Source organism: Haloplanus litoreus, from assembly GCF_045690335.1.
Classification (GTDB): Archaea; Halobacteriota; Halobacteria; order Halobacteriales; family Haloferacaceae; genus Haloplanus; species Haloplanus litoreus.
Map to the genome: position 1 here is coordinate 855,681 of NZ_CP147874.1, position 18,704 is coordinate 874,384.

Genomic DNA, 18,704 nt, shown 5'->3' on the forward strand with positions numbered 1-18,704 from the left:
GGTTCCCTGGTTCGGACGCCGACGGCTCACCACCATGACGCACCCAGCACACACACCCGCGTCACTGCCGGCAACCCGCTCGAAGATCACCCTGCCAGCCGCCGGCACGGCCGGCCGGTCGCGGCGCGCCCGGATCGAACCGATGGCCGTCCGGCCGCTCCGCGACGGCCGCTACGCCGTCGAGACGGAGGGGGGCACCTACGTCGTCGCCCTCGACGCCAACACCTGCACCTGCCCGGACCACCAGCTCCGACACGCCCGCTGTAAACACCTCCGCCGTGTCGCCCTCGAAGTGACCGCTCGCCTCGTCCCGCCTCCGGGCCAGCGGACCGCCGTCTGTGCGGTCTGTGGGGGACGGACGTTCGTCCCGACGCGGGTCAGCGGTCCGGCGCTCTGTGACCGGCACGCGCTCCGACCGGGCGACGTCGTCGCCGACCGAGAGACGGGCGACCGACTGCTCGTCGTCGCCGCCACGGGCGAGCGTGCCGACCACGTCGAGACCGACGAGGGTCGCGTCGTCGCCGACTACCCCTCGAACGCCGACTACGGCGGGCACGAACCGGTCTTTCGGGCCGTCTACGTCGACTCCCTCCGCCGCGACGGCGAGGTGCGACCCTACGCCTTCCCGGCGTCCCGCCTCCGCCGGTTCCGGGACGTGACGGCCGCCGACGACGCCGACGTGGGGCCGTCGCCGACCGGCATCGGTGCCCCGCCGACGACTGCCTAGGCGTCGTCGAGGCGGGCCTGCGTCGAGTGCCCGACGAGTTCGTCCAGGTCGGTCCCGTCCGCCAGCGCCGTCTCCTTTTTCACTCGGTAGTTGCCGCCGTCGGTGACGTGGCAGTCGCCGGGGTGGAAGAAGTACCAGTCCTCGCGGTCGAAGCGGACGGCGATGCGGGCGTTGGCGCCGAAGTTGCGGGCGAAGTAGATCAGCGACTCGACCTCCTCGCCGGAGAGATAGATGGGGTCGCCGGCGCTGGATTTCGCCTCGATGGCGAAAAAACGCTCGCCGTCGCCGGCCAGGACGTCGGGCAGGTCACGCTCGGTCGCACTCCCGCTCGCGGGGGCTCGCATGACGGCAAAGCCCGCCGCGTCGAGTTCGTTGACGAGTTCGCGCTCCCGGCGGTCACCCTTGCGGTTCGCGGACATACGCCGACTGGGCGACGATGGGTCTTAAGTTGCGGGACCCGGTGCCCGACGAGTCACGACGCCGTTCAGCCCCGCCGGCGCCTCAGGTCCCGTGATCCCACGACTCCATGTACTCGCGCTGTTCGCCGCTCAGGCCGTCGATTGCGATGCCCTCCGCGTCGAGTTTCACCTCGGCGATCTCGCGGTCGAGTCGGTCCGGCACGTCGTGGACGCCGGCGTCGTAGGCGTCGGGATTCTCGGCGAGTTCGCGGACACAGACGGCCTGGACGCCGAAGCTCTGGTCCATCACCTCGACGGGGTGACCCATCGAGAGCGGCCCGGCGAGGTTGACGAGTCGTCCCTCAGCGAGGACGTTCAGCCGTCGGCCGTCGGGGAGTTCGTACTCCTCGACGCCGTCGCGGACTTCGCGGGTGGCGACGGCCAGGTCGTCGAGTTCCTCTAGGTTGATCTCCACGTCGAAGTGGCCGGCGTTCGCGAGGAGGACGCCGTCGCCCATCCGCTCGAAGTCCGCACGGGTGATCACGTCGCGGTTGCCCGTCGTCGTCACGAAGAGGTCACCCTCGGCGGCCGCCTCGTTCATCGGCATCACGTCGTAGCCCTCCATGTGGGCCTCGAGGGCGCGCCGGGGATCGACCTCGGTGACGACGACGTTGGCGTTCATGCCCGCGGCCTTCTTCGCGACGCCGCGGCCACAGTAGCCGTAGCCCGCGACGACCACCGTCTTGCCCGCGATGGCGAGGTTCGTCGTCATCGCGATGTTGGTGAGGGCGGACTCGCCGGTGCCGTGGACGTTGTCGAACAGCGTCTTCATCGGCGTGTCGTTGACGGCGAACATCGGGTAGTCGAGCGCGCCGTCGTCGGCCATCGACCGCAGGCGGTGGACGCCGGTGGTGGTCTCCTCGCACCCACCTTTGAGCTGGGCGGTCAGGTCGGGATGTTCGTCGTGGATGTGCGTCACCATGTCGGCGCCGTCGTCGACGGTGATGGTCGGGTCGACGCCGACGACGGCCTCGATGGCGTCGTAGTACTCGTCGGTGTCCACGCCGTGGGCGGCGTAGGACGTGACGCCGTCGACGGCGTGTAGCGCCGCGCTCACGTCGTTCTGCGTCGAGAGCGGGTTACAGCCGGCGATGGCCACCTCCGCGCCACCGACGGCGAGGAGTTCGACCAGGACGGCCGTCTTGGCTTCGACGTGCATCGCCATCGCGATTCGCTCGCCGGCGAGCGGTTCGTCGGCGGCGAATGTCTCCCGAAGTTCGGCGAGAATGGGCATGTGGGCCTCGGCCCAGTCCATCTTCCGCCGCCCCTCGGCCCGTGCGGTCTCGGGGTCGTCGAGACGCTCGGCTATCGTGGGACAGGTCATACGGATGGTAACGTGAGGGGTGGCAAAACCCTACCGCTATCGCCCGTCTTGGCACCCCGGCCGGGCCGCCGCGGACGCGCCCATTCGGATCGCCGTCACCGTCTCCGGGTCGTCGTCACCCACGGATGGCGCCGGCCGGAACTGACCGACGAGGGTCCGTATCAGGCGCCCGCCCGCTCCAACAGGGCGCGTGCTCGGTCGGTCGCCCGTTCCATCACCGCCGCCTCGTCGAGCGTCAGCACCTCGCGGTCACGCATCAGCACGTCGCCGTCACAGACCGTGTGGCGCACGTCCGACCCCCTGGCGGCGTAGGCGAGGTGGCTCACGGGGTCGTGTCGGGGCGTCAGGTGCGGGGCGTCGAGGTCGACCACCGCGAAGTCGGCCGCGGCGCCCGCCTCGATCCGGCCGGCGTCCAGTCCCAGCACTGCGGCGCCGCCGGCGGTCGCCATCCGGACCGCGTCGGGGGCGGCCACCGCGCTCGCGTCGTCGGCCGCGAGTTTGCCCAGCATGGCGGCGTCGCGCATCTCGTCGAAGAGGTCGAGGTCGTTGTTCGAGGCGGCGCCGTCGGTGCCGAGACCCACCGCCACGCCCGCGTCCAGCAACCGCTGGATCGGCGCCATCCCCGAGGCGAGTTTCATGTTCGAAGCCGGGCAGTGGACGACGCCCGTCCCCGTCTCGGCGAGGAGTTCGATCTCCGCGTCGTCGAGGTGGACGCCGTGGGCGAAGAAGTCCTCCGAACCACACAGCCCCAGATCGCGCGCCCACTCCAGGGGGCGCGCTCCCCGTTCCTCGACGATTGGCTCGACCTCGTCGACCGTCTCGTTCGCGTGGTAGTGGACCGGGACCCCGGCGTCGGCCGCCTCCGTGGCCGCCAGTTCCAGCAACTCGGGCGTGACGGTGGTGAGACTGTGTGGCATCACCGCCGTCGAGATTCGGCCGCCCGCGGCGCCGTCGAACCGCCGGGCCATCTCGACGCTCTCCTCGATGTCGGCACGGGCCGCCTCGTCGTCCTTGCCCGCCGAGATGGCGCCGTGCCCGAGGACGGCCCGGAGACCCGCCCGCTCGACCACGTCGGCCGTGCGGTCGATTTCGAAGTACATGTCGGCGAACCCCGTCGTCCCCGACCGGATCATCTCCAGGACGCCGAGTTCGGCGCCGGCCTCGATATCTTCGGGTTCGAGCGCCGCCTCGACGGGCCAGATGTCCTCCCGTAGCCACCGATCGAGGGGTTTGTCGTCGGCGTGACCCCGGAGGAGCGTCATGGCGACGTGGGTGTGGGCGTTCACCAGCCCCGGGATCACGAGGCCGTCCGACGCGTCGAGGGTTTCGTCGCCGCCGAGGGTCGGGCCGACCGCCAGAATCTCGCCCGCCTCGCGGTCCACCAGTACGTCCGCCTCGGCGACGGACATGTCCGGTCGGAGGACCCGGCCGCCGCGTATCGAGAGCGTCTGCATACCTCCACCTGGCTCCCGTTCGGGAAAAGGCTCCGGGGTTCGACGAAAAGAGGTTTATCGGTCGGCCCTGGAAGACGGACGATGCCCTCCACCACACGCAGACGCGCCCTCCAGGGAGCGGTAGCGCTCGTCGCCGGCTTCGCCGGCTGTTCCGGCGAGTCGTCGTCGAGTTCGAGCCATCCGTCCGATCCGAGCGGCAACGTCGCCCTGAATCCCGAGTCGTACAGTCTGCGGAATCCCGCCCTGGCGCCCACCGTCTGGACCGGCGACCGGCCGACGCCCGAGGACGACGCGGAGCGCTCGCACCGCCGCACCCACCTGTTCGTCACGAGTCCGGACGAGGCGGCGACCGTCGGCTTCGCCGACGTGGACGGCGCAGACGCCGCCCGCGACTTCCTCGACGCCACCGACTACGACGCCGCGACGGTGTACGTCGAGCAGTGGCCCGTCGACGAGTGTTTCGCGCCGGACCTCTGTTCGATTCAGTGGTCCGAGAACGACGTCGAGACGAACTACTCGCGGCGCTACCGCGACGCGGACGTCGCCTGCGAGGCCGACGCGCGGGACGTGGTCGCCACGCTGGTCCGTATCCCCGAGGCGTTCGACCCGAGCGGCGTCGACAGCTACGGATCGAGTCACGGCTCCGGCACCTGCGAACGGGAGAACGAGCGGATTCGACGGCGCCGCAACGAGACCGACGGGTCGGGTGAGGGGGAGCGATGAGCGGGCGCCTGACGCGCCGCAGCACGCTCGCCCTCCTCGGGGCGCTCGCCGGCTGTAGCGGCGCCGATCCCCTCTCCTCCGGGTCGAACGAGACGGATCTCGACGGTTCCGCGCTTCGGGCGCTCGTCGACGACTCGGTGCCGACGCTCCCCGAGCGACTGCCGGTCGACGTCGGCGACGACCACCTCGCGGCCACCGAACGCCGCGCGCGAACGCTCCTCGACGCGGTGCCCGCGGATCTCGGTCCGGCGGAGATTCCCAACGGCGCGATCCGCGAGCGCGTGCGGCACGCCCGCGAACACGCGGTTGAGAGCCTCTCGACGGCGGCCGAGGCGTCGACGCCGTTCGCACGACTGGCAGCTTTCGCGGACGCCCGGGCCGAGGCACGCTTCGCCACCGGCGCCTGGCGCGCCATCGACGCGGGGGTAACCCGTGAGGACCTCGCCGCGGAGGCCGAGACGGTCCGCGAGGACCGGCGGGCCGTCCGGGAGCGGTGGCGGTACGTCGGCGCCGACCCCGTCGAGGCGACGCTCGTCCACGCCGCCATCGAGCGCCGCATCGCGTCCGGTCGGAGCGACGTCGCCACCGGCGAACCGCGTCGCTACCGCCCCGGCAACCCGCTCGGTGTCGGCGAACTCACCGAGGAAATCGAACGTGCCCGCGTCGCCGTCGACGACGCCACCCACCTCTACGACCGGCTGACGGCGCCGCTCGACGATCCGGTCGATCTGCGGCCGCGGCTGGTCGACGCCCGGCAACGACTCCGCGAGGCGTTCGAAACCGAGCGCCAGGCCCTGTCGTCGGTCGACGCCCGGGAACCCTGGCGGATCGAGGGGGTGGACGTCGAGGACACGCCGGCCGCGGAGGCGCTGGAGGAACTCTTCCGACCGGTCGACCCGGCCCACGACGACGGGTGGGGCGAGACGACGCCCGCCCGGGCGCTGACGTGGGCGCACTCCTCGTTCGTCGCGCTTCGGGCCTTCACGTCGCTTCGCGAACGGGTTCGCGAGGGCGAGACGTTCGCCATCGAGTCGGTCGAGGACGTGGCGGCCATGCGGACGGCCGCCGTCGAGGCGCTGCGCGCGGCCGAGGCGTCGCCCGCGGACCCGGGGTTGACGCGACTGTCGACCGCCGAACTCGCGGACCGACTGACCTGGACGGACGAACAACTGCTGGACTCAGAGGGGAGCGTCCGGGCGTCGTGGCTCCGCAACGACGCGTCGACGTATCTCACCGTCATGGCGCGAGCACGGGCGACGCCGCCGGCGAGCGAACGGGTGGCAGCGGCACTCCGAAAGGGGTAGGTTGGGCCTCGGTTCCTGCTGTCGCTCGGCCGCGTCCCCGAAAGACAGTTGCCCCGTCGGCGAGACGTGTCCGATAATGCGCATCGCCGTCCCCAACAAGGGCCGCCTGCACGACCCGTCTATCGACCTGCTGGAACGCGCCGGCCTGCACCTCGAAGGCGGGGCGGACCGGAAACTCTACGCGGACACGGTCGACCCGGACGTGACCGCCCTGTTCGCACGCGCCGCCGACATCCCCGAGTACGTCGCTGACGGTGCCGCGGCGGTTGGAATCACCGGACTGGATCAGGTCCGCGAGTCGGGTCACGACCTGGTGGACCTCCTCGACCTGGAGTTCGGTCGGTGCCGTCTCGTCGTCGCCGCCCCCGAGGACGGCGCCATCTCGTCCGTCGAGGCGCTGGCCGGCGGCACCGTCGCCACCGAATTCCCCCGGATCACCCGCGAGTTCTTCGCGGAACGCGGCGTCGACGCCGACGTCGTCGAGGTGACGGGCGCTACGGAGCTCACCCCCCACGTCGACATGGCCGACGCCATCGTCGACATCACGTCGACGGGGACGACCCTCCGCGTGAATCGCCTCGCCGAAATCGAGGAGGTGCTGTCGAGTTCGGTGCGCCTGTTCGCCCGCCCCGACGTCGTCGACGACGAGAAGGTCCAGCAACTGGTGACGGCCTTCGAGTCCGTCCTCGCCGCGGAGGACCGGCGCTACCTGATGTTGAACGTCGCCGAGGACCGCCTCGACGACGTGCGCGACGTGTTGCCGGGGATGGGCGGCCCGACGGTGATGGACGTCGCCGGCAGCGACGACGTGGCCGTCCACGCGGTGGTCGAGGAACGCGCCGTCTTCGGCGTCATCAACGACCTCAAAGCGATGGGCGCGAGCGACATCCTCGTCACCGAAATCGAGCGTCTGGTGGAGTGATACGGACGGTTGTCAGTCAGTTCCGGTCGCGCTCCCCGCGGTGACGACGATCAGTACGAGCCGGCGGCCGGACGACCGTCACTCCTCCCGGTTACCCGGCACCGGTTCCCAGCGGCCGGGGTCGGTCCCGCCGTCGTCGACCCGCGCCGACCGCAGGTCGGGCGTCGTCACCGTCGGGTCGATGCGCAGGTCGCCCGTCCGCCACCGCACCCAGAGTGCGATAGCCACCGTGCCGAGCGCCATCGCTCCGATGCCGAGCAGTCCCGCTTCGGGGCCGAAGTCGCCGCCGGTGAGCAGTCGGGGACCGGACCCCTCGACGACGAGGACGCTCGCACCGACGCCGAGGCCCGAGACGGGGAAGCCGTAGACGCCGCCCTGGAACAGGTTCCAGGTGACGTGGAGGCCGATGGGTACGGCGAGTTCGCCCGTCAGGACGTATCCCGCCGCCAGCATCCCCCCTGCGAGGACGATGGCGACGGTGCTCGTCGTCGTAGCGTTCGGGTTGTTGGCGTGTGCGAGACCGAACACGAGCGACGACAGGAGCGTCGCGCCCAGGACGGCGCCGCGTTCGCCGACCCAGCCGACGAGTCCCTCCGCGGCGTTCGTCAGGAGGTACCCGCGTGCCAGCAGTTCCTCGTAGATCCCGACGATCACGAAGACGACGACGAGGCCGAGAAGGCGGACGGCGAAGCCGGCACGGGGCTGGGCGGTCCCCGTGACCCGCACCCACCCGGCCGCGAACTCGACGAGAAAGAGGAGCGTCATCAGGCCGGCGCCGAGGGCGAGGCCGAACCCGCAGTCGAGCCACCAGTCCCGGTCCAGTCGGAAGCCGAAATCCCGCAGTCGTCGCCGGTCGACGTATCGCCCGGCGATCAGGATCGACAGCGAGACGATGCCGCCCGTGAGTCCGATGCCAACCACGGCACCGACGGCCGCGGCGACGGCCTCGCCGAAGACCCGTTCGAGCGACGACCGGAGGCCGCCGAGGACGCCGCTCGCTCCCAGACTCGCCCCGATGGCGAGGAGGGCGGCGACGACGACCAGGAGAACGACCCGCAGGAGCGCCCGGGGGCGACGTTCGGCGTCGTTCCAGAGGAGCGTCCGCGGTCCCATCGCGTACGCCTGATACGGACTGTCGTAAGTCAGTACCGGTGGTTCTGCGAGACTGGTCGCCGAACGCCGGGGACGACGACAACGGTCCGTCCGGGACGCCCCGCCCCTGCGGAGTTGCCGCCGACCTGCCCGACTGGCCGCATATTATTCAGTCAGAAAACATAACGAATGTATGCACAAATTACGTGTTGATTGAGAACAATGTTCACACTATGAGCTCCGCCACTGCCGGCCACGACCTGCTCCCGGCGTTCGACTCGCCGTTCGACGCCGTCGATTCGCTCCTCTCGGCCGGGGCCGTCCTCGGCGTCGCGACGTACGGGACGAGCCTGTTGCTCGGCAACGTCGAGACGGCGACGGTCGGCGTCGGTCTCGGCGTCGTCTGCGTCCTCGGCGCGCTCACCGTGCGGACCGCTCGGGGAGTGGCGGCCGCACGGTGATCAGCCCGGTGCCGACCGGACGAGCACGTAGAGGCTGAAGATGACGCTCCCGAGGATAATGCTGACGACGGCGTGGATGGCGGTGACGGCGGCGGTCAGTCGCCGGTCCAGGTCGTAGACGTACCGGATCAGCGCCGCGTCGAGGAGCACGGCGACGACGACGGCCGGAATCGATGGGAGTTCGAGTGCCCCGGCGACGACGGCGATGGCGGCGGGGACCGGACCGACGAGGAAGGCGTTCCTGATCGGCACGTCGCCGAGGACGTTCCGCGCGGCGAGGTGGGCGGTCAGCGAGAGGAAGAGCGCGAAGAGCGCGGCGGTGCCGGCGACGGCGAGGACCGACGCCGACCCGACGCTCGTCTGCAGGGGACCCATCGGTCGGGCGAGTTACTCCAGGAGACCGAGTTCTTCGAGTCGGGAGACGATGACGTCGACGGCTTCTTCGGCATCTTCGGGCTGTTTGCCGCCCGTGATGACGAGTTTGCCGGAGCCGAAGAGCAGGGCGACGACGTCGGGGTCGTCCAGTCGATAGACCAGCCCCGGGAACTGCTCGGGTTCGTACTCGATGTTCTCCAGACCGAGACCGATGGCGATGGCGTTCAGGTTGAGGTTGCGGCCCAGATCGGCGCTCGTGACGATGTTCTGGACGACGATGTCGGGGTCCTCGTCGACGTCGATCCGGAGGTCACGGAGTTTGTCGAAGACGATGTGCAGGCTCTCGTGGACGTCGGCGGTCGACTTCGCGCCCGTACAGACGATTTTGCCGGACCGGAAGATCAGTGCCGCGGACTTCGGGTTCTGTGTCCGGTAGACGAGTCCGGGGAACTGCTCCGGGTCGTAGTCCGCGCCTTCGAGGTCCATCGCGACGCTCTGGAGGTCGAGTTCCTGTCCGATTCCGGTAGAAGCCACCACGTTCTCGATGTTTATCGTCTCCTTGGGATCGGTCATATGTCGACTTAAGTGTCGTATTTAAGGTTCAAAAAGGTTGGTGAGCGAAGCTGACAAGTCGGACGACCGAACAACGGGCTACGGGTCCGGTATCCTCATGACGCCGGCCCGCGGAGGGCGAGGCGTGTACGGCCTCGAACTCGCCGGCGAAGACGACGCCTTCGCGGCGCGGGAAGCGGCGGCCGCGGCGACGGCCGTCGACGTCGTCGCGCCCGGCCTCGCCACCGCACGCGGTGTCGACGTCGACCGCCTCCGGACGCTCGCCTACACCCACCGCGCCACCTCCCTACTCGGTCGCTGTGCGGCGAGCGTCGACGCGGCGCGGGCGCTGGTCGAGGCGGCGACGACGGAGCGGACGGGAACGGTCGCCGTCCGTGCCCGCGACGTGCGGGGAACGGCGGGGATCGACACCCGCCGCGCCGAACGGGAACTGGGCGGGGCGCTCGTCGACCGCGGGTTCACCGTCGACCTGGACGACCCGGACCACGAACTCCGGGCGTGCTTCGCCGCCGATACCTGCCTCGTCGGGTGGCTGGTCGCCGAGAGCGTCCGCGACTACGGCGACCGCCTCCCCACCGACCGCCCCTTCTTCCAGCCGGGGAGCATGGCGCCGCTCGACGCCCGGGCGCTCGTCAACCTCGCCGGCGTCGACCCCGGTGACACCCTCCTCGACCCGATGTGTGGCACCGGCGGCACCCTGATCGAGGCGGGGCTGATCGGCGTCCGTCCGGTCGGTGTCGACGCCCAGCGAAAGATGGTTCGGGGCGCCCGCGAGAACTGCCGGGCGTATCTCGACGGCGACTCCCACGTCCTGCGCGGCGACGCGACCCGCCTGCCCCTCGCCGACGACACCGTCGACGGCGTCGTCTTCGACGCTCCGTACGGCCGGCAGTCGAAGATCGAACGCCACTCGCTCGGGGACCTCGTGGCGGGTGCGCTCGCGGAAGCCCGGCGCGTGGCCCCGCGTGCGGTAGTCGTCGGCGACCGCTCGTGGCGTGCGGCGGCCGTCGAGGCGGGGTGGACCGTCGACACCACGTTCGAGCGGCGGGTCCACCGCTCGCTCACGCGGCACGTCCACGTGTTGTCGCAGTGACGGCGGGCGCAGTCATCCGGATTGCTGTCACTGTTCCCCGGCGGTTCGCCGACCCGCCTCGCAGACCCTCCGACGACGACTCACGGCAGTCCGTCTCAAGCCGTCTCGGGGGTGCTCTCGGCCTCGCTCTCGCTCGACGAGAAGAACCCCGACGCGCCCTGTCCCCGGTTCCCGAGGACGAGTGCGACGAAGAGCGCCAGCCCGATGCCCCGGAGCGCAACGTCGATGGCCACCGACACCTCGTCGCCACCACCGCCGCCGATGCCAAACAGTCCGATCACGTCGAGGGCGCCACGGACGGCGAGTCCGGGCGCCATCAAGAGGAGCGAACTGACCGCGAAGGCCGCGCGCTCGCCCCGCCCGACGGGCGTGTAGACGTAGCCGATGACCGTCGCCGCGAGGGCGACGACGCCGAGGAACACGCCGACTACGGGGACGATCACCTCGGGGACGAGGTAGGCCAGATCGAACAGGTCGGCGCTCCCGAGGACGGCGTACTTGTCGCCGACGCCCAGTTCGGCGGCGTTCGGCTCCCGACGCAGGAGGACGATGCCCGGCGTGAGGACGAACGCGAAGGGGACGATGGCCTTGTTCAGGGAGAGCGAGAAGGCCTCGATACCCGTCTGGAAGGCGTCCGACTTCGCCACCCCCGAGGCCGCGTAGGCGGCGACGGCCACCGGCGGCGTGATGTCGGCGATGACGCCGAAGTAGAGGATGTAGAGGTGGGCCGCGAGTTCGGGAACGCCGAAGGCGGTGAGCGCCGGCGCCAGTAGCGAGACGAGGATGATGTACGTCACCGTCGTCGGCATCCCCATCCCGAGCAGGATCGAGGAGATGGCGGTGACGACGAGGAGGAGGACGAGCGATCCGCCGGCGACCGCCTTGATCAGCGCCACGAGGTTCGGTCCGAGACCGGAGACGCTGATGACGCCGGGAATGATGCCGGCGGCCGCGACGGCGATGACGACCGGCACTGCGGTTCTGGCGCCGCCGTCCATCGACTTGCCGAGGAAGGTGCCGAGGCGGTAGAGACCGTTCCGGGAGAGACCGGGGCGGCCGAGGGCGGACGCCGTGCTCTCTGCGGCGTCGTCGACGGCCTGATCGAATTCGAGGATCGGGGAGTCGAGGAACGGCCGGGTCGCCAGCGTGAGCACGCCGGCGATGATGCTGATCCCGCCGAGTCGGCCGACGGTGGCAGCGAACGCGGCCTGGAGCGACAGTCCGCCCGTGCCGCCGCCGAGGGCCGCCACCAGGGGGCCGGTGCCGGCGACGTAGTGCGAGACGACCGTCGCCCCGAACAGCAGGGCGAAGATGGCGCCGAGTCGGCCGCGCGTCTCGTCGCTGTAGGCGGCGACGAGCGTAACGAGCGCGCCGATGGCGATGAGCGTGAACCACGCCGACCGGGCGACCGAGAGGCGAGCGCCGATGAGATAGTAGAGCAACAGGGCGATGGGTACGAGGTAGAACCACCCACGACGCAGGTGCGAGCGCACGTCGACGAGTTCCGAGGGGTCGAGGCCGCCGATGCCGAGGCGTGACGCCTCGAAGTGGACCATCACCCAGACGCCGAAGAAGAAGACGATGGCGGGGATGGTTGCGACGACGATGACGTCGGCGAAGGGCGTCGCGGTGTACTGGACGATGAGGAAGGCCGCGGCGCCCATGACGGGCGGCAGAATCTGTCCCCCGGAGGAGGCCGACGCCTCGACGCCGCCGGCGAACTCCGGCCGGTACCCCGACTTCTTCATCAGCGGGATCGTGAACGCGCCCGTCGTGACCGTGTTGGCGATGGACGATCCGGAGATGGTGCCCATGAAGCCGGAGGCGAGGATGGACGCCTTCGCCGGGCCGCCCTTGCGCGTGCCGGTCGCCGCGTAGGCGAGGTCGATGAACCACTGGCCGGCGCCGGACATCTCCAGGAACGCGCCGAAGAGGATGAAGATGTAGATGAACTGCACGGAGACGGTGATCGGTATCCCGAAGACCCCGTTCTCGGTGTTGTACCAGAGGTTCTGAATGATCGCGGGCCACGAGAGTTCGGGGATGGAGAGGACGCCGACGTAGGCGGCGTTCTGGGGGATGAACACTCCGAAGCGCGCGTAGACGACGAAGGCCGCGACGATCAGCATGAGATAGAGGGAGATGGCCCGGCGGGTCGCCTCCAACACCAGGAGGACACCGATCACGCCGAGCACCATGGCGTAGGACGTCTCGGTGAGGGGGCCGAGCAGTCCCGCGACGGGGTCGAGGAAGGTGAACACCTCGTGGATCGCCCGCCCGGACTCCAGACCGAGCGCGCGCATCCGTTGGATCTCGTCGAAGTCGGTCACGAAGTAGGCCGCCGACAGCACCGCGACGGGAATCAAGGCGAGGTCGAACGGTGTCACGCGGTCCAGGTCGGGGTCGACGAAAATCCACCGGAGCGCCCCACCGGCGGCGTGGACGATGCGCGAGAGCGGGTGTGACGCCCCGAATCGGTCGTCGACGACCGCGCCGAGTCGCACACAGCGGCTGGCGATCGGCCCGTCGCCCGTGCTGGCCGGATAGAGCAGGAAGGCCAACACCAGCCCGAAGGTGACGTGGATGGCGTTGATCTGGAGGAGTTGGAGCGCGACGAACTCCACCTCACCGATCAGCGGCAGGGTGAGCGCGAGGACGAACCCCTTGGCGGCGAGCCACATCTGAAACACCGAGAAGGTGATGCCGACGGCCGCGACGACGACGGCCGCGAGGCCGCCCAGGGAGCGTTTGCGCTCGATCTCCTGGATGATCGCATCGGTCTCCTCGCGGTCCGGTGCCTCGGCCGTGTCGTCGGTCGGTTGGTCGTCTGTCATAGTCGATCGAGTGCGGTCGCGAGCGAGGATCGGTGGCGGATCGAGAGCGTCACCGACTCGCCGTCGGAGAGCGCGACCAGGTCGTACGTCCGGCCGTCGACGTGCAGTTCGTGGCCGGCGATCCGCCCGGGTGCGACCGTAAACTGCTCGTAACTCCCCGGTGGATCGTAGATAAAGGTCCCGTTCTCCCGTGTGACGTTTACGCGACTGGGGAGTCCCCAGCCGTACGATTCGAACTCCATGCGGGTGTTCACGAGGCGGTCACCCCGGACCGTGTAGCCGTCGTAGACGCGCGTCTTCTCGACGCTGTGGTTGTACTCCAGCGCGACGGTCGATCCGTTCTGCACCGGGGCGGTGAGATACTCCTCGCCCGTCTCCGCGTCGGCGACGACCAGCACCGACCCCCCGGGTGTGGCGGCCGCGCTCCCGAGTCCGGCGACGAGGACGACGAAGACGAGGATCGCGACGTGTGTCCGCTTCATGCCAAATATCGAACGCGAGTGTGTCCGGTGTGCGGTACGCCTCCGCGGGGGAGGCGGTTCGTCGGTGTTACGCGTCGAAGTACGCGGCTGCGCCGGGGTGAAGCTCGATGGACATGCCGTCCTGTGCGGATTCCTTGCTGATGAAGTCCGTCTTGATCGTGAGGTCGCTCACGTTGTCGAAGATGGCGGCGGTGACTTCCTGCACGGTCGACTCGGCGACGCCCGAGCGCGTGGCGATCATCGCCTGTACGGCCACCGTCTCGACGTCGCTGTCGACGCCGCTGTAGGTGCCGGCCGGGATGGTGTCGTCGGCGAACCAGGAGGCTGCGTCCTTGACGGCCTGTCGGTTGTCGCCCGCGATGGGCACGAGCTGGACGTCGTTGGTCGTCGCGAGGTCCTCGATGGCGCCGACGGGCCACCCACCGACGACGAAGGCGGCGTCGATGTCGCCGTTCCGCAGCTGGTCGGCCGCCTGCGAGAAGGAGGCGTTCTGCTCGTTGAACTCCGTGATGCCGACCGCTTCGAGGATCTGGAGGGCGTTGACCTGCGTGCCCGACCCGAGGTCACCGGTGTTGATCGTCGCGCCGGACAGGTCGGAGAGCTGCGTGATGCCGGTGTCGGCCAGCGTGACGATGGTGATGGTCTCGGGGTAGAGCGTCGCGACGCCCTGCAGGTTGTCGATGGCGTTGCCCTGGAACGCCTCGATGCCCGTGCCGTTTTTGGCGAAGGAGGCGATGTCGTTCTGGATCAGCGCGAAGTCGGCGTCGCCGCTGGAGAGGTTGCCGACGTTCTCCACGCTCGCGCCCGTCGACTGGACGTTCAGTGTGTAGTCCGTGTTCGCCTCGACGACCGACTTGAACTCGTTCGAGAGCGGGAAGTACGTCCCACCGGTACCGCCGGCGTGCCACGAGAGGCGGGTGTCACCGCTCCCGCCGCCCGACGCTTCGGTTTCCGTCGCCGTCGCGTCGCTGCCCCCGGATTCCTCCGTCTCCGTCGGTTCGCTCCCGCCGTCGCCGCCGTCGCCGCCGCCGCTACAGCCGGCCAGGGCGGCCACGCCAGTCAGTCCCGCTGCGTGAAGGAACCGTCGCCGAGTCGAGTCGTCTGACATACTGCCAGAATCGAGGGTGCCAGTACATTTAACCCTGTCCAAAATTGCCGGAATCGAATCAGTTATTTGAGGGTTCGTCGGCGTGGAGCGCCACGGCCGTCTCGCCGGCGCGAACGGGGTCGCCCTCCGCGACGAGCAGGTCGGCCCGGTCGTAGGTCGACGGCAGCAACACGTCCGCGCGGCTGCCGAAGGCGATGTGACCGATCCGGTCGCCGCGGGCCACCTCGTCGCCCGTCGAGACGTAGGGGTGGATGCGGCGGGCGAACCAGCCGGCGATCATCGAGCACTCGCAGGTGTCGAAAGCCACGTCGACGCGTTCGTTCCGGTCCGAGTCCTTGCTGAAGGCGGGTCGGTGCGCACCGGGGCGGTGAGTCAGCGACTGGACGGCCCCCGCACGCGGCGCCCGAAGGACGTGCACGTCGGTGACGTTCATGAACACGCCGATTCGAACCCGGTCGCCCTCCTCGCGGACGACGGAGACTCGCCCGTCGGCGGGGGAGACGACGCCCCGCGGCGGCGGTGATCGCTCCGGGTCCCGGAAGAAGTGGACGACGAATCCGCCGAGCGCGAGCGCGAGCGCCCCGAGCGGCGGGGAGACGACCGCCAGCGGAACCGCCGCGACAAGCGGCGGGAGGGCGTACCGCCGGGCACCGGGTGCCAGCTTCACGGCTGGACCTCGGCGCGTTCCCCCCACGTCGACAGCAGGTGCGTGAGGTGGAGACGCTCGTCCGTCCCGATCACCAGATTCAGGTCCGTTTCGCCGGCGAGACGGTGGAGACGCGCGAGTTCTTCACCGTCGTACCGCTTGCGCGCGGCCGACAGCAGGTCCACGAGCAGCGACTGGCCGTCGTACCCCTCGTCGTCGAGTAGCGTTCCGACCGTCTTGCGGGCGTCGGTCAGGTCGCCCGACTCCGTGGCCGCCAGGATCGACGCCAGGTCGTCGTCGTACCCAACGTCCTTGAGCGTCTCGTGGACCGTCGTCATCGTCACCTCCTCGGCCGTCTCGGCGGTCGTCTGTGCGCCGAGGATGGCCCGCCGGAGGTCGCCGCCGGCGTACCCCGCCACGAACTCCAGGCCGTCGTCGTCGTACGCCACGTCCTCGGCGTCGAGGATAGCCGCGAGGACGGCTTCGATTTCGTCGGCCGTCGGCGCCCGGACGGGCACCGGGAAACACCGCGAGCGCACGGGCGCGATGAGCGTCGAGGGCTGGCGGGTGACGAGCACGAACTGGGTGGTACGGTGGTACCGCTCCATCACTCGCCGGAGCGCCTGCTGGAAGTCCTCCCGGATCGCCTCGGCGTTGTCGAGGACGATCGTCTTGTAGTCGCCGGAGACGGGGGCGTAGCTCGCGGACTCCTTCAACACGCGGTTGATCATGTCGCGTTTCGCCATGCGGGAGCGTCCGGTCAGGAACTGCTCGAACCGGGGATCCTGTCGAATCTCCTTTTTCGTGCGGTCGAAGAAGTCCGCGACGTTGATCTCGACGAGGTCGTTGGCGGGATCCTCGTGAGACGCCCTCGCGAGGGCACGGACGGCGGCGGTCTTGCCGGCGCCAGGCGGTCCCTGCACGACGAGGTTCATCGGCTCGTCGACCGCCCGCCGGAGTCGGTCGCGGACCGACGACTGGGGCAGGTCCTCGAGGCTCGGCGCGTGAGTGTCCGTCCAGAGCGGGGCGTCCATCGGCGACCCCTAGTCGACCGACGGGTAAGAATCCCTCTATCTCGCCCTCCCGCTCCGGCTCCCCCGCGACTCGCTCCCGGGCGTCCGCGGGCGTCTCCGTCTCCAGCAACGATCCACCTCCAGCAACGATCCACCTTCGCCTCGAACGCCGCTTCCGGGAGTTCGTGCGGGCGCCGCGCTCGCGGAGCGCCGCCAGCGCGGCGTCCACGGCGTCCCCGCCGCCGTGGACGGGAGCCGCATCGCCCCTTTCCGAGCCAGGAAACGGCGGGCACGACGGCGGCGAGGCCGACGGCCCGGACGACCCAGAACCAGGGGGCGTCGAGGGCCATCGCGAGGCAGCCGAGGCCGAGGCCGAGGACGGCGGTGCCGACGAGGGCGACGAGGGGGTCGGCGTCGTGGCGGCCGGTGGACCGCGCGGCCGTACGTCCGACGCCGACGGAAACGCCGCCGACGCCGGCCGCGCACCGACACGGGTTTATCACCACCGCCCACATGCCGAAGCATGTCGATGCGCGTGACGTTTCTCGGCACTAGCGGGGCCGTTCCGACGACCCAGCGGGCGCCGAGCGCCGTCCTCGTGAACCGCGAGGGTGAGCGGTTTCTGTTCGACTGCGGAGAGGGGACACAGCGCCAGATGATGCGTTTCGGGACCGGCTTCGACGTCTCCCACATCTTCGTCACGCACCTCCACGGCGATCACATCCTCGGGATTCCGGGACTGATCCAGTCGCTCGACTTCAACGACCGCACCGATCCGCTGGCGATTCACGTCCCGCCGCGCTCCCGGGGAGCAATCGAGGACCTGGTCCACGCCGGCGGCCACCGCCCCGGCTACCCCGTCCGGATCCACGAGGTCTCTCCGGGATCGGTCGCCTACGACGCCGAGGACTTTCTCGTCCGCACCGTCGAGACGGAGCACCGCACCCGCTCGATGGGCTACGCGCTGGTCGAGGACGACCGGCCCGGTCGTTTCGACCGGGAACACGCGGAGGAACTCGGCGTGCCCGTCGGCCCGAAGTTCGGCCGGCTCCACGGGGGCGAGTCGGTCGAACTCGATGACGGCCGCGTGATCGACCCGGACCAGGTCGTGGGCGACCCCCGGCCCGGTCGGAAACTGGTGTACACCGGCGACACCCGGCCGGTCGAGGCCGTCGTCGAGGCGGCCGCGGACGCCGACCTCCTGATCCACGACGCGACGTTCGCGGACGACGAGGTGGAACGCGCACGACAGACGGGACACTCCACCGCCCGCGAGGCGGCGGAGGTGGCCGCCCGGGCCGGCGCCGCGCGCCTCGCCCTGACGCACCTCTCCTCGCGGTACGCCGGCCGGTGGACGGAGCTCCAGCGGGAGGCACGCGGGGCCTTCGACGGCGAGTGTTTCGTCGCCAGCGACGGCCAGACCGTCGACGTTCCCTACCCGGCGTGATCCGGTGGTCGGACGCCACCACCCGTCGCGGCGTTCCCAGCCCCCGAAAACGATCGATAGGTAGTTGCACGGTACCGTGAAACGGGCCGTATGACCTTTCTCGTCCCGTTCGACGGGTCGGCACTCGCCGAGGCGGCGCTCGTCCGCGCGACCGAGTTCGCGAGCGTGTTCGACGAGGACGTGTTGGCGGTCAGCGTCGTCCCGGACGGGAACGCCGAGTACGCTCGCGAGCGCGACTGGCTCGACCCGGACGCCCCGTTCGAGATGCAGTCGGTCGTGGCGACGCTCCACACGCAGGTGACGGAGCTGTGTCCGAGCGCCGACTTCCGACACGTGCGGGTCGGGACGAACGCCGCCCCCGGGACGATAGCGAAGCGCGTCCGAGAGCGGGCCCAGCGAGAAGACGTCTCGATGGTGTTCGTCGGCAGCGACAACGCCGGCCATCTGGTGACGGAGGTGAGCAGCATCGGCGGGACGATCGCGGCCGCCGACGCCTACGACGTGGTCATCGTCCGTGACCGCACGCCGGCCCGGATCGCTCGACTCGCCGACGCTTCGCCCCGACGCGATCCGAAATCGGATTTCTACTACCCCGACTCGGCGGCCCGCGACGACGACGACTCGTCCGGCCCCGACGACGACCCGTGAGCTACCGCGCAGCGGAACAG

Annotated in this window: 20 protein-coding genes; 9 read left to right on the forward strand and 11 right to left on the reverse strand. The window is 70.1% G+C overall.

Features of this window, described 5'->3' with window-relative positions; genetic code table 11:
• Positions 1 to 34 precede the first annotated feature (34 nt).
• Positions 35 to 727 carry an SWIM zinc finger family protein gene (locus V8686_RS04700; protein WP_379702808.1) on the forward strand — a complete coding sequence of 231 codons (693 nt, stop codon included), beginning with the start codon at positions 35 to 37 and terminating at the stop codon, positions 725 to 727.
• On the opposite strand, the gene hjc is transcribed toward V8686_RS04700, so the two are convergent.
• The 3 genes from hjc to V8686_RS04715 all read right to left on the reverse strand — a co-directional run bounded on the left by hjc (position 724) and on the right by V8686_RS04715 (position 3,963).
• Positions 724 to 1,146 carry a Holliday junction resolvase Hjc gene (hjc, locus tag V8686_RS04705; RefSeq protein WP_379702809.1) on the reverse strand — a complete coding sequence of 141 codons (423 nt, stop codon included), beginning with the start codon at positions 1,144 to 1,146 and terminating at the stop codon, positions 724 to 726. The genes V8686_RS04700 and hjc overlap by 4 nt on opposite strands.
• An 82-nt stretch (positions 1,147 to 1,228) precedes the next feature.
• Positions 1,229 to 2,509: an adenosylhomocysteinase gene (locus V8686_RS04710; protein WP_379702810.1), complete on the reverse strand. Its 1,281-nt coding sequence runs from the start codon at positions 2,507 to 2,509 to the stop codon at positions 1,229 to 1,231.
• Between the two features lie 161 nt (positions 2,510 to 2,670).
• Complete coding sequence (locus V8686_RS04715) at positions 2,671 to 3,963, reverse strand: amidohydrolase (protein WP_379702811.1); 1,293 nt, start codon at positions 3,961 to 3,963, stop codon at positions 2,671 to 2,673.
• A gap of 81 nt (positions 3,964 to 4,044) precedes the next feature.
• Between V8686_RS04715 and V8686_RS04720 the strand changes: the two genes are divergently transcribed.
• The 3 genes from V8686_RS04720 (at position 4,045) to hisG (ending at position 6,912) form a co-directional block, all read left to right on the forward strand.
• Positions 4,045 to 4,686, forward strand: a complete 642-nt coding sequence (locus V8686_RS04720; RefSeq protein WP_379702812.1) for a hypothetical protein — start codon at positions 4,045 to 4,047, stop codon at positions 4,684 to 4,686.
• Positions 4,683 to 5,990, forward strand: a complete 1,308-nt coding sequence (locus V8686_RS04725; RefSeq protein WP_379702813.1) for a hypothetical protein — start codon at positions 4,683 to 4,685, stop codon at positions 5,988 to 5,990. The genes V8686_RS04720 and V8686_RS04725 overlap by 4 nt, the downstream gene beginning before the upstream one ends.
• 76 nt (positions 5,991 to 6,066) lie before the next feature.
• Positions 6,067 to 6,912, forward strand: coding sequence for an ATP phosphoribosyltransferase (gene hisG / locus V8686_RS04730; protein ID WP_379702814.1), 846 nt, complete (start codon positions 6,067 to 6,069; stop codon positions 6,910 to 6,912).
• A gap of 78 nt (positions 6,913 to 6,990) precedes the next feature.
• Here the strand turns inward: hisG and V8686_RS04735 are convergent, their stop codons facing one another.
• Positions 6,991 to 8,025, reverse strand: a complete 1,035-nt coding sequence (locus V8686_RS04735) for a CPBP family intramembrane glutamic endopeptidase (RefSeq protein ID WP_379702815.1) — start codon at positions 8,023 to 8,025, stop codon at positions 6,991 to 6,993.
• Between the two features lie 212 nt (positions 8,026 to 8,237).
• On the opposite strand from V8686_RS04735, the gene V8686_RS04740 reads away from it, so the two are divergent.
• Positions 8,238 to 8,465: a hypothetical protein gene (locus tag V8686_RS04740; protein WP_379702816.1), complete on the forward strand. Its 228-nt coding sequence runs from the start codon at positions 8,238 to 8,240 to the stop codon at positions 8,463 to 8,465.
• On the opposite strand, the gene V8686_RS04745 is transcribed toward V8686_RS04740, so the two are convergent.
• Both V8686_RS04745 and V8686_RS04750 read right to left on the reverse strand, forming a co-directional pair.
• Entirely contained in the window at positions 8,466 to 8,840 is a 375-nt protein-coding gene (locus V8686_RS04745) for a DUF7473 family protein (protein WP_379702817.1), read from the reverse strand. It abuts the gene before it with no gap.
• Positions 8,841 to 8,852: 12 nt separating this feature from the next.
• Positions 8,853 to 9,413 (reverse strand): TATA-box-binding protein, encoded by a 561-nt coding sequence (locus V8686_RS04750; protein WP_379702818.1) that lies wholly within the window; start codon positions 9,411 to 9,413, stop codon positions 8,853 to 8,855.
• A gap of 97 nt (positions 9,414 to 9,510) precedes the next feature.
• On the opposite strand from V8686_RS04750, the gene V8686_RS04755 reads away from it, so the two are divergent.
• Positions 9,511 to 10,506, forward strand: a complete 996-nt coding sequence (locus V8686_RS04755; RefSeq protein ID WP_379706459.1) for a methyltransferase domain-containing protein — start codon at positions 9,511 to 9,513, stop codon at positions 10,504 to 10,506.
• Positions 10,507 to 10,601: 95 nt separating this feature from the next.
• Here the strand turns inward: V8686_RS04755 and V8686_RS04760 are convergent, their stop codons facing one another.
• From V8686_RS04760 to V8686_RS04780, 5 genes are all read right to left on the reverse strand, one after another.
• Entirely contained in the window at positions 10,602 to 13,340 is a 2,739-nt protein-coding gene (locus tag V8686_RS04760) for a TRAP transporter permease (RefSeq protein ID WP_379702819.1), read from the reverse strand.
• Positions 13,337 to 13,822 carry a DUF1850 domain-containing protein gene (locus V8686_RS04765; protein ID WP_379702820.1) on the reverse strand — a complete coding sequence of 162 codons (486 nt, stop codon included), beginning with the start codon at positions 13,820 to 13,822 and terminating at the stop codon, positions 13,337 to 13,339. Before V8686_RS04765 ends, V8686_RS04760 begins: the two co-directional genes overlap by 4 nt.
• A gap of 67 nt (positions 13,823 to 13,889) precedes the next feature.
• A complete protein-coding gene (locus V8686_RS04770; RefSeq protein ID WP_379702821.1) occupies positions 13,890 to 14,930 on the reverse strand; it encodes a TAXI family TRAP transporter solute-binding subunit in 1,041 nt (346 codons plus the stop codon).
• Positions 14,931 to 14,988: 58 nt separating this feature from the next.
• Positions 14,989 to 15,597 carry a protein sorting system archaetidylserine decarboxylase gene (locus V8686_RS04775; protein WP_379702822.1) on the reverse strand — a complete coding sequence of 203 codons (609 nt, stop codon included), beginning with the start codon at positions 15,595 to 15,597 and terminating at the stop codon, positions 14,989 to 14,991.
• Positions 15,594 to 16,610 (reverse strand): AAA family ATPase, encoded by a 1,017-nt coding sequence (locus tag V8686_RS04780; protein ID WP_379702823.1) that lies wholly within the window; start codon positions 16,608 to 16,610, stop codon positions 15,594 to 15,596. Before V8686_RS04780 ends, V8686_RS04775 begins: the two co-directional genes overlap by 4 nt.
• 164 nt (positions 16,611 to 16,774) lie before the next feature.
• Here V8686_RS04780 and V8686_RS04785 point away from each other — a divergent pair, with 164 nt between their 5' ends.
• From V8686_RS04785 to V8686_RS04795, 3 genes are all read left to right on the forward strand, one after another.
• Positions 16,775 to 17,128 (forward strand): hypothetical protein, encoded by a 354-nt coding sequence (locus V8686_RS04785; protein ID WP_379702824.1) that lies wholly within the window; start codon positions 16,775 to 16,777, stop codon positions 17,126 to 17,128.
• Complete coding sequence (gene rnz / locus V8686_RS04790) at positions 17,119 to 18,036, forward strand: ribonuclease Z (protein WP_379706461.1); 918 nt, start codon at positions 17,119 to 17,121, stop codon at positions 18,034 to 18,036. Before V8686_RS04785 ends, rnz begins: the two co-directional genes overlap by 10 nt.
• A gap of 90 nt (positions 18,037 to 18,126) precedes the next feature.
• On the forward strand, positions 18,127 to 18,684 hold the full coding sequence (locus V8686_RS04795; protein ID WP_379702825.1) for a universal stress protein: 558 nt from the start codon (positions 18,127 to 18,129) through the stop codon (positions 18,682 to 18,684).
• Positions 18,685 to 18,704: the final 20 nt, after the last annotated feature.